We start from the raw sequence: 1,818 nt of genomic DNA, 5'->3' as shown, positions 1-1,818 counted from the left end.
TCTACCTCTGATCTTGCGAGAGTGCCCCGGCCTTCAGGCCGGGGGTGAATCGCATCTCTGACCTCAGCCGTGGGCACGGGTCCGCACTGTCTACCCAGGCCCACGGCTGGCCGCGCTCAGTCCGGGCGCTTCTGCTGCGCGATGTAGTCCTTGACCACCTGGAGCGGCGCACCGCCACACGAGCCCGCGAAGTACGAGGGCGACCAGAACCGGCCGTGCATGATCGCCCGGTTGACCCGGCCGGTGAACTCAGCGCGCAGGCGGCGGGACGAGACGCCCTTGAGGCTGTTGACCAGGCTCGCGAGCGCGACCTTCGGCGGGTAGTGCACGAGCAGGTGCACATGGTCGGCCTCGCCGTTGAACTCCTTCAGCTCCGCTCCGAAGTCCTCGCACACCTTGCGCATGACCTCTTCGCAGCGCGTCAGCATCTCGTCGTCGAGGACACCGCGCCGGTACTTGGTGACAAAGACCAAGTGTGCGTGCAGGTTGTAGACGACTGTTCGACCCCTGCGGATATCGGGGTTCGGTTCCCATCGTGGTGACATAGACCAATGGTAGGGTGATCTCTATGCAGCTTCGGTACAGCTTCCGCCTGTACCCGAGCGCCGGTCAGCGCAGCGCGTTGGCGAGGGCGTTCGGGTGCGCGCGGGTCGTCTTCAACGACGCGTTGCGCGTCCGCGAGGAGGCCCGCGCGGCGGGGCTGCCGTTCGTCACCTCGGCGGAGCTGTCCAAGCGGCTGACCGCCGCGAAGCGGACCCCGGAACGGGCGTGGCTCGGCGAGGTCTCGGCGGTCGTCCTCCAGCAGTCCCTGCGGGACCTGGACACCGCTTACCGGAACTTCTTCGACGGCCTGAAGGGCAAGCGCCCCCGCATGGGCGCACCCCGGTACAAGACGAAACGGGACACCCGGCAGTCGATCCGCTTCACCGCCAACGCGGCATGGCGGATCACCCCGGGCGGGAAGCTGCGCCTGCCGAAGATCGGCGACGTCAAGGTGAAGTGGTCGCGGACGCTGCCCTCCGTGCCGTCGACGGTGACGGTCATCAAGGACAGCGCGGGCCGGTACTTCGCGAGCTTCGTCGTCGAGACCGGCCCCGAGGAGCCGCTGCCGCAGACGACGCCCGAGGTGGGAATCGACCTGGGGCTGGGGCACTTCGCCGTCCTCTCCGACGGCACGAAGATCGACAGCCCGCGCTTTCTGCGCCGCGCCGAGAAACGCCTGAGGAAGGCACAGCGGGAGCTGTCCCGCAAGCAGAAAGGCAGCAAGAACCGGGACAAGGCCCGGACCAAGGTCGCCCGCGCACACGCGAAGGTGGCCGACGCGCGCCGCGAGTTCCACCACCAGCTCTCCACACAGCTGATCCGCGAGAACCAAGCGATCGCCGTGGAGGACCTGGCGGTGAAAGGGCTCGCCCGCACGCGCCTGGCCAAGTCCGTGCACGACGCCGGATGGTCGGCGTTCGTGAGCATGCTGGAGTACAAGGCAGCCCGGTACGGGCGCACCTTCATCCGGATCGGCCGCTTCGAGCCCACGTCTCAGGTGTGCTCCGTGTGCGGGGTGAAGGACGGCCCCAAGCCCCTGCACGTCCGCACCTGGACGTGCAGCGCGTGCGGGGCGGTCCTGGATCGGGACATCAACGCGGCGGTCAACGTCGCCAAGGCGGCCGGACTGGCCGTGTCAGCCTGTGGAGCGCAGGTAAGACCGGGACCCGTCCCGGCACCGCGCAGCGAAGCAGGAACCCACCAAGAGCTACCCACCGCGTCGCCGCAGTGGGAGCAGATTGGAATCCCGGGCCTTTAGGCCCGGGAGGATGTCAA

Annotated in this window: 2 protein-coding genes; one reads left to right on the top strand and one right to left on the bottom strand. The window is 68.3% G+C overall.

The genetic code is table 11. The features are described from left to right. Nucleotides 1–116 precede the first annotated feature (116 nt). On the bottom strand, nucleotides 117–545 hold the full coding sequence (gene tnpA, locus ABD224_RS29050; protein ID WP_251505921.1) for an IS200/IS605 family transposase: 429 nt from the start codon (nucleotides 543–545) through the stop codon (nucleotides 117–119). A gap of 23 nt (nucleotides 546–568) precedes the next feature. Here tnpA and ABD224_RS29045 point away from each other — a divergent pair, with 23 nt between their 5' ends. Beyond that, nucleotides 569–1,801 (top strand): RNA-guided endonuclease InsQ/TnpB family protein, encoded by a 1,233-nt coding sequence (locus ABD224_RS29045; protein ID WP_344055274.1) that lies wholly within the window; start codon nucleotides 569–571, stop codon nucleotides 1,799–1,801. The last annotated feature ends 17 nt before the right edge of the window (nucleotides 1,802–1,818 follow it).

Origin of the sequence: Streptomyces thermoalcalitolerans (assembly GCF_039525155.1) — a bacterium.
In the GTDB taxonomy this organism is placed as follows: domain Bacteria; phylum Actinomycetota; class Actinomycetes; order Streptomycetales; family Streptomycetaceae; genus Streptomyces; species Streptomyces thermovulgaris.
Note: the sequence above shows the minus strand (reverse complement) of the source record. Positions and strands in the feature narration are given on the sequence as shown.

Excerpts from the sequence above, each read along its gene's own strand:
- tnpA (WP_251505921.1), bottom strand. The coding sequence starts at position 545 with ATGTCACCACGATGGGAACCGAACCCCGATATCCGCAGGGGTCGAACA.
- ABD224_RS29045 (WP_344055274.1), top strand. The coding sequence starts at position 569 with ATGCAGCTTCGGTACAGCTTCCGCCTGTACCCGAGCGCCGGTCAGCGC.